This is a genomic window from Candidatus Brocadia sapporoensis, from assembly GCF_001753675.2.
Lineage (GTDB): Bacteria > Planctomycetota > Brocadiia > Brocadiales > Brocadiaceae > Brocadia > Brocadia sapporoensis.
In genome coordinates this window covers 42,459-50,446 of record NZ_MJUW02000044.1, presented here as the reverse complement: position 1 = coordinate 50,446, position 7,988 = coordinate 42,459, and the positions used below count along the sequence as shown (strand labels likewise).

The window sequence follows — 7,988 nt, the reverse complement described above, 5'->3', positions numbered from 1 at the left end:
CGATTCATGCCTAAAAATAACCTTTTTTCAGCTCGAATTGCGAAAGTCGGGTTACCTTAAGCACCCGGTTTGAGAAGTGGTAGTTCTGCAAAAGTTCTCAGACATCTGATCTTATCCGGTTGTTTGAGAATAAGAGCTACGGTTGAGGCAACAAGACTCATCGATAGGTGTGCAATGTCCATCTGATTTTGAACAATCCGCAGTTTATAATGGGTAGTTTGCTCGGCCCCCCGATCACCAAGACGGCTGAAATGCGAAGCTTACGAGTCTCTTTGAATAAGTCTGAGTTTCGTAACACCTGAGAGCGCGCATCCACGGATAATATCGAGATATTTAGTACAGCCGCAGGCCTTTGTCTGAATGAAATGAGGATGATGAATGTGACACCCCTGAGGATAGTTATCAGCGACCATGCGGTCAGTCTTGAGAGGGCATCGGAATTTGATGCGAACTCGTGATCCTTCAGTTCATAAGCCGGAGGATTTCATCTCCAGCCCGGCATCACACAAGGGACATCCGTGAGGTCCAAAGGTTTTATCTAGGAACGTTAAAAGAGGCAAACACTGAAAGATCAGAAAATACTTACGGCAGGAAAATGATGTTTCAACGATAACTTGCAGATTGTAGAAAAGTGGCAATTGGAATTTTTTTTATAGACTCTCCCCTCATAATTTATTTTAAGCCAGCCATTATCAAAAGGTTATAGTATAATCAGGTTGGGAAAAGGTTAACTGCAAAATACATATGAGTCACCTGTTATCAATAGCCTATAAATTTTGCGGAAGCCTTGCGTCAAGAAGAACAAAAGGAGATTCATTCATAAAATGTCGGCTGGCATAGTCACCTTCTGGTTGGCCATTGGATTATTTTTCACCTCCTCCACCTTCACAAACCAAAAATCTTTTTAGTGTTGCGGCTGCGGGGTGTAAATAGATGTACTCCAGGAAAGACCTGTGATACAAAGGAACGGGCAGATGCATAAGAAAAATATAATCGAGTTTTTTTCATTTTCTTCCTTCTTTAAATAGAAAGAACCTTTTTGGGTGTTTGCGTTCGGTATAAAATCCAAGGATTCGATCAAAAATGAAACGGCGGATAAGCGATCCATCAAACGCTGTAAAACTACGTCCATGATTCAGATCATTGCTCAATCAGTATATTACGCTAATAAGTTTGCTTGACATCTTGAACCCTTATTGATATGTTATCGCAATTCTTCTTCATCGTACTAGTATCACCCTGTAAAAACTTCTTTTTTTAAGAAGTTTTTTACCACTCCATTTTCCCCTCCATTGCAAGGAGGAGATGACGGGCTGGTTAATCCCGTCCCTGCGTGTATTGCACAGGGACTGGTTACAGCTATGCTGTGCTGTGTATCATGCGCCTTGTAGCTATTTTACCAAGATTAAGAAATACCAATGAAAAAAGAAACCATGGGTTTTAAAGGTGGGTTTCATCTGCTGGATGCTTACCCATTATCGGTTTGCAATATTATAGACGAGATATCCTCTGACAGCACGCCGGAAACGTTTCAGTTTCCAGTCTTCGGCCAGAAGATCAAGCATGTTATTGTGAATCTTTGCCCTACAGAACCGTGGGCATTGCCCAACTGGGTAATCCTGAAACATAAAACTATCGTATTCTTCAACATGATAAAAGAGATACAAAAGACGTATTTTTCGGATGCAAGGCTTTATCTTGCAATCACAGAGAAAGAAGACAGGGTTGTTGAGGAAGCAAGGAATTTTGCCGGTGGTGAAGATTGGATAAGGGTATTTTCGCTTTCTGCAAAATATCCCCAGGATGACCCCGTCATCCTGACAAAGATCGTTTTGGGTATGGATGTGAATTTTGGCCAGGATACGAAGCCGTTTGGAATCTTAATACTAGACCCACAAACCATATCAGCCATGCATGAGCAGGGTATTATGAGAAAAGACGTAACTTCTCGCTATCTTGCCCTATCGGGCACCGGTTTGCGGGAAAACGAAATTATTCACGTTGAACTGGGTACCTCTGTTGAAAAGATACTGAAAAATAAGGTCAGAGAGGCGGTTACGTTCCGTGTGTTCATAAACGGCCCCTTACGGGGTAAAGAAATAACCGATTTTTCGCAGAAAATTGACTGGTCTGTTAACAACATCGTAGTTTTGGAAGAGAAGAATCGGAAGGCACTGTTTCCCATGTTCAAGGCGGATGAGTTGGCATTTACGACAAACCTGATCGGGGAATCGCGACGGTGCGTCTATTGTAATTTCTGCGATGATATTTGCCCGGTAGATTTAGAACCTGCACTTTATTATCACAGTTATGTGCGAGGGGAAAAACACAAGGCAAGGCTTTATAATATGGGAAAATGTATTGAATGCGGACTGTGCAGTTTCATTTGTCCATCGAAATTAGAACTCCAGAAAATAATCATAGAGTGCAAGGCACTGGGTAAACACGAATGAAAAAGTTCCTTAAGCCAATAGAACCCTTCCTGGACAAGGGTCTTAACATAGCAGAGTCTTTTATCCACACCCATCGTACTGCTCATTTTCTTTTTGGAGGTCTTTTTGATGCATTTGACGGACTCCTTCGCAGTCCAAAGGAGACAACACAGACACTGCCCTTTATCAGAAACAATTATGACGTGAAACGGTTTATGGGCGCCGTTCTGGTGGCATTAGTGGGTGGCTGGGTATTGCCAGCAATGTATCTGTTCGGTTGGCAATGCGTAATCCCCAAACTACTCATTTCTTTTATTGCGGGTACTTTTATTGTTGATGTCCTTTGGGTAATCATTGCGCGGGAGGACCATATCAGCGAAGGAGGCTTTGTTACCTGCCTCTTTATTCCTGCTATTCTACCGCCTCAGGCGCCGCTTTGGCTGGTTGGTTTAGGGGCAGCACTGGCTATTCTTTTCAGAAATATTCTAGGTGGGGTAGGAAACAACCTGGTAAACCCGGCACTCTTCAGTCGTTTGTTTTTGACTATTTGTTTCCCCGCATTTCTGGTTACCGGTTATCAAATGCCACTTGCCGGCATGCAGGGGACGTATGCAGGGTTGGATGCCGTTACCCATGCCACCCCATTCACAGCATTTAAGACGAACGGAGAAATCCCATCATACCTTTCTCTGTTGTTGGGTACGGAAACAGGCTCTCTCGGCGAAACTTGCCGCCTTGCATTGATAATATCCGGATTGTGGCTGATGAAAATAAAAGTGGCGAATTGGAGAATACCGGTGTCCTATCTAGGAAGCGTATTTGTCCTTTCCGTATTTTTTTCCCTGATTATGGGGAAGACTGTTGCACCACCTCTCTTTCAACTCCTGAGCGGTGGATTAATCTTCGGGGCTTTTTTTATGGCTACAGACCCGATAACCACGACGTATAATCAAACGGCAAAATGGATCTTTGGAGCAGGGTGTGGATTTGTTACCGTGCTGATACGTGACTTTACCACATTGCCTGAAGGTGTTATGTATTCCATTTTGCTTATGAATCTTCTGGCTATCCCAATTCAATCGCTTATGGTAAAAATACGATATCGTCTATGAGAATACCATTGAAATATCCGGCAGAATTAAAAATAATTTTATCCCGGATCGTGTCTATCCTCTTCATTACCTTTTTACCCTGTGCGGGGCTTCTTATCGTATATGTTTTTACTGCCCCAAAAATTGCTGAATACTACGACACAAAGGAAAAAAAGGCAGTGTTAGATATTTTTAGTATACCGTATCATGTCAGAGAACGTAAGATTGCAGGTTTTACTTTCAAGAGCATTGATAAAAAAGACATCCAGGACGTTTTTCGAAAAAACATAACCGTTGAAGAACCAAAGGCAACATGGGAAGTTCAGCCGGCTGGAACACAGACAGTTGAAGGAAAACCGAAAGACGAACATGCGAGAAAATTTTACAAATATATGAAAGACGGACATTTGCAGGGTATTGGTTTTGTCGAATCCAAGATAGGATATGGTTATAATAAATCGAGCACCATGTCACTTTTTATCTGTGTTGAGCCCGATCTGGAAACGCTCAAGGGTATTGAGGTACTGGACCATAGCGAAACGCCGGGTTTGGGAGGAAGGATCATTGAAGATTCGTTCAAAAAGCAATTTATCGGCAAAAAGGTGCGACCCAGAATATTCGTTATAAAGGGGAAAAAGGCTGAAGGCGCTAACGAGGTTGAAGCGATTACCGGTGCTACAAATACCAGCAGGGGAATAGAAGAGTTTATTAACGATGCCATGAAAGAATTTTGGGAAGGTCAAAGGGACGTAAAATGGTAGGTTTAAAGCGAACCGCACGGAGAGTTTCCAAATATTTTATGAGAGACAATCTCATTTTGACTGCAGGTGCCGGTCTTGGATTTTGTTCTTCTCTGGCTGTAACGAACAAACTGGAAAATTCTCTGACTATGGGCATTGGTGTAACCCTGGTAACAGCTGGCAGTTTTTGCGTGGTCTATCCTTTCAAACGGCTGATATCTACCGCAGGAACGCATCATAAAATTTCCCTTTTAATGATTATCATCTCCGTCTTTGTAGCGATCTTTGGATTTTTTGCGCAGGCCTTTGTTCCTACAATTACAGCAAACATAAAGGCATATATCGACCTGATTACCACAAATTGTATCGTGCTTGCGGTAATCTCCGAGGGATTAACGATTGACTTTTGGGAAGCTCAAAAAAAGATTTTAAAGGCATGCCTCGGCTACTCAATCGCCCTGATCCTGCTGGCATTTTTAAGAGAGCCCTTGGGTTTTGGAGCGATCATGGGCTTTCCTGTACTGCCAGCCACCTTCCCAAAGGTGGTTCTTATGGTTACCCCCGTAGGTGGATTTTTTGCCCTTGCCGCTTTCAGACTCTTGCTTCGTCCGTTTCTCCTGAAGACAGGAATCGTATACCCGGAAGTTTCCTCTTGTGAGTGTGCTTCTGCCTCCAATTGCGAAATTCCTCTTGTCAGATCCCGCCCAAAACGGGGGATCTCCAGGGCATCCCTGGTTGCTTTAGGATTGGGTATATGTCTTTTTCTCAGCCTCGCTGTCAACATAAAAACCATTCCCTCTTTGCACCAGCAGTTTATCATACTTTTACCTGTGCTTCTGAATGCACTCTTTTTCGATGGAATTGTGCTGAGCAAGCTTTTAGGACTCTGCCCCCTGATCAATAAATCACGCCAGATAGATGCGGCGTGGAAGATGGGAATTGCAGTAATTATTGTGACAACGTTGTCCACTGCACTAAACTGGATAGTATATCAGTATATCCTGGTGCGATGCAGCAATTTTTTATCAAGATATTCTCCAATCCCCCTCCGGTTAGAAAATATCTTCTACTTAACCGTTTTTATTGTCACCATCGCCGTGTTCGTTCAAATCTTAAGCGTTCTTTTAAGAAAATTCGCTAAAAACATCTATGAACAAATGGGACAGTTTTTGGAACTTATCACGGTCAATTGCATTGTCCTTGCCAGTGCCACGTTTACGATACCTACAGGTGCAAAATTTCTCGTCACAACCGTAACGGCGTTTGGGTATGGACTTCACTGGATGATGGTTGTCGTGTGGCTCGCCTTGCTCAGGCGTCAGCGTCTTTTTGTCCCCACGACCGCCTGGGATGAAGATACAATCGCCATCCTGCTCCTTGGCATGATGGCGGCTATCTTTACAGGTATAGGCATGATTCATATTTTTTGAATGGGGCACAGAAATGAAGGCCATAGGAATAGATAAAAATGAAATTATTAATTTCGTGAGATTGGATCCGATCTCTGAAATTCAGACCATAAAAAAATCCTTAGAACTTTTTAAGAAAAAACATAACAACTCATTTAAAGAATTTGAGGATGAAAACGATTCATACCATTGGCAAGAAAAGGACGAGGCATTAAATGCCTGGCGGGATAATGTACCACACCAAAGGGTAAAAACATTTCCTCACTGCAAGCGTCTTTTTGAAGGAACGATGGTAGAATCATATGAAATTGTGCAGGAAGAAGAATTAAAAGGCATAGAAACGAAGCTTGGAGTAAACCAATGATCACATCTCTCCTCCTTGGTGCAGGTATCCTGTCCTTTTTAGTATTGCTGCTGAGCATCTTTAGCGAGATTATCTATCAATTTTTTGGCCGTGGTGAGAAACGCAAGATCACTGTTGTAAGCGATGATGAGTATAAAAAGGAACTCGATATCGAAGGCGGAGAAAAGCTGCTTTCACTCCTTCAGAACAGGGGATTTAACATTCCGGCAGCGTGCGGCGGTATGGCCACCTGCGGACAATGTAAGGTAAAACTCTACACGAATGTCGGAACTTATACTGCGGTAGAAACCCCCCATTTTGACATGCGTACGAGAGAGGCAGCCAGAAAATTTTTAGAACAGGGAACGGGCGATGGATATACGCGGTTGGCCTGCCAGGTTAGGGTAGACAAGGATGTAAGCCTTTATCTGCCGAAAGACACTTTGCATGTCAGGAAATACACCGCCAGGGTAATTAAGAAACGGGCGATTACCAGCGATAAGATGGAGATGTGGCTGTTACCATCAAGACCAATTCAATACAAGCCAGGCCAATATATCCAGTTGGCAATCCCGGAAGATTTTGTTGAAGAATATTATAAAAAATATGAGAGTTTCATTAAAGAGGCATGTAAGCTTTTAGGAAAAGAGTTTATTCCCTATGTACCCGGCACAACGTTGTACAGGGGCTATTCACTTGCATCTACAGAACCAGACCTTCTGAAGCTCATTGTTCGTATGGCCCCCTCTCATCCGAACATGTCGATAGAAAAGGGCGGTCCTCCCTGCATAGGACCCGCTTGTGTGCATAATTATCTTTTAGAAAAAAGTCTGTGGAATTTTTTCTGGGGTGAAAAGATCCGTTTTACGGGACCGTATGGCCATTTTACCCTGAAGGAAGAACCCCACACCGCCGTCTTTGTTGCCGGCGGCGCCGGTTTAGCGCCTATTTTAGCACTTTTAGAGCAATGGTTTCGTGAAGGCAGGCAGGATACCGCCATTTTTTTCCTGGGGGAAAGACGATTTCAGGATATTCCCATGGCCTATTTACCCAAGTGGTTAATCTGGCAGCAAAAAAATCCTCGGTTTAAACTGGTACCGGTGCTTTCCGGCGCATTTCGCGGCGATAACCCCGTCGAATTGAATGATATCGACAAGCAGTGTTATCATTCTCTTTCTTTGGAAGCCAAACTCCTCGTAAAGGAACGAGGATTTGTGGATAATCAGGAAAAACAATGGAAGGGTGAAATTGGATTCATTGGTCCTCTTCTGAGAAAATATCTCTCTCCGGACCAGGACATTGTGTTTTACCTCTGCGGGCCGTCACCGATGACCGTCACCGTCATTGACGCAGCGGCAAACCAGTTGAATTTAAAAAAGGAACATGCCCTGTTTGACGACTTTACCGGAACGCTCACCCCTTCGGTAGATCTGATCTATCAAAAGCTCGAAATCAAAGAAACCATTTCCCGTTTAAATTTGCTTGATGCCGATAAGCTCATCGAAAGAATTAGCCAAATCCTCATCATTCAATTGATACTCAAAGACAAGATCGAAGAAAGCTACCGCTTTCTTGAACAGGTAAGAGAATCACTAGGAAAATCTGTACAAGAACTCGAATCGGTGCTTTCCGTCTATAAGAGTTGAATGCAAATATCTGTGTCAACAGACAACCGACTGGAACGTCAGGCTTCTGACATTGAACTTTGATTGTATCCTTTCTCATAACAAAGCCCCCTCTAGCCCGACTTTCGCAATTCGAGGGGTATGCAGCCTGCGGAGCCAGCAAAATCAAGTGTTTGATACCCAAGCATTGCAATCTCGTTTTACATTTGGTATATTCTTTTTGGATAAGGCAATACTGAGAAGCAGCCTGAGCGACTTTGTTGAGTGGCTAAACGAATGGAGAGACCGTAAATTTGTTACGCGCACTCTTTTGTGCATTCGTTAGCCATCAATGCGATAAATCTTACC

Annotated in this window: 6 protein-coding genes; all 6 read left to right on the top strand. The window is 43.2% G+C overall.

The annotated features are described in order from the left end of the window. Nucleotides 1-1,418: 1,418 nt before the first annotated feature. The 6 genes from BIY37_RS04165 to BIY37_RS04140 are packed head-to-tail and all read left to right on the top strand — an operon-like array spanning nt 1,419 to nt 7,661. A complete protein-coding gene (locus tag BIY37_RS04165; RefSeq protein WP_070066573.1) occupies nt 1,419-2,453 on the top strand; it encodes a 4Fe-4S dicluster domain-containing protein in 1,035 nt (344 codons plus the stop codon). Then, nucleotides 2,450-3,544 (top strand): RnfABCDGE type electron transport complex subunit D, encoded by a 1,095-nt coding sequence (locus BIY37_RS04160; protein ID WP_070066572.1) that lies wholly within the window; start codon nt 2,450-2,452, stop codon nt 3,542-3,544. Before BIY37_RS04165 ends, BIY37_RS04160 begins: the two co-directional genes overlap by 4 nt. Then, complete coding sequence (locus BIY37_RS04155; RefSeq protein ID WP_070066571.1) at nt 3,541-4,284, top strand: RnfABCDGE type electron transport complex subunit G; 744 nt, start codon at nt 3,541-3,543, stop codon at nt 4,282-4,284. Before BIY37_RS04160 ends, BIY37_RS04155 begins: the two co-directional genes overlap by 4 nt. Beyond that, a complete protein-coding gene (locus tag BIY37_RS04150) occupies nt 4,278-5,693 on the top strand; it encodes an Rnf-Nqr domain containing protein (protein ID WP_070066570.1) in 1,416 nt (471 codons plus the stop codon). Before BIY37_RS04155 ends, BIY37_RS04150 begins: the two co-directional genes overlap by 7 nt. 13 nt (nt 5,694-5,706) lie before the next feature. Further along, entirely contained in the window at nt 5,707-6,036 is a 330-nt protein-coding gene (locus BIY37_RS04145) for a toxin-antitoxin system TumE family protein (RefSeq protein ID WP_070066569.1), read from the top strand. Further along, a complete protein-coding gene (locus BIY37_RS04140) occupies nt 6,033-7,661 on the top strand; it encodes an NADH:ubiquinone reductase (Na(+)-transporting) subunit F (protein WP_070066568.1) in 1,629 nt (542 codons plus the stop codon). The genes BIY37_RS04145 and BIY37_RS04140 overlap by 4 nt, the downstream gene beginning before the upstream one ends. The last annotated feature ends 327 nt before the right edge of the window (nt 7,662-7,988 follow it).

Excerpts from the sequence above, each read along its gene's own strand:
- BIY37_RS04145 (WP_070066569.1), top strand. The coding sequence starts at position 5,707 with ATGAAGGCCATAGGAATAGATAAAAATGAAATTATTAATTTCGTGAGA.
- BIY37_RS04160 (WP_070066572.1), top strand. The coding sequence starts at position 2,450 with ATGAAAAAGTTCCTTAAGCCAATAGAACCCTTCCTGGACAAGGGTCTT.
- BIY37_RS04150 (WP_070066570.1), top strand. The coding sequence starts at position 4,278 with ATGGTAGGTTTAAAGCGAACCGCACGGAGAGTTTCCAAATATTTTATG.
- BIY37_RS04155 (WP_070066571.1), top strand. The coding sequence starts at position 3,541 with ATGAGAATACCATTGAAATATCCGGCAGAATTAAAAATAATTTTATCC.
- BIY37_RS04140 (WP_070066568.1), top strand. The coding sequence starts at position 6,033 with ATGATCACATCTCTCCTCCTTGGTGCAGGTATCCTGTCCTTTTTAGTA.
- BIY37_RS04165 (WP_070066573.1), top strand. The coding sequence starts at position 1,419 with ATGAAAAAAGAAACCATGGGTTTTAAAGGTGGGTTTCATCTGCTGGAT.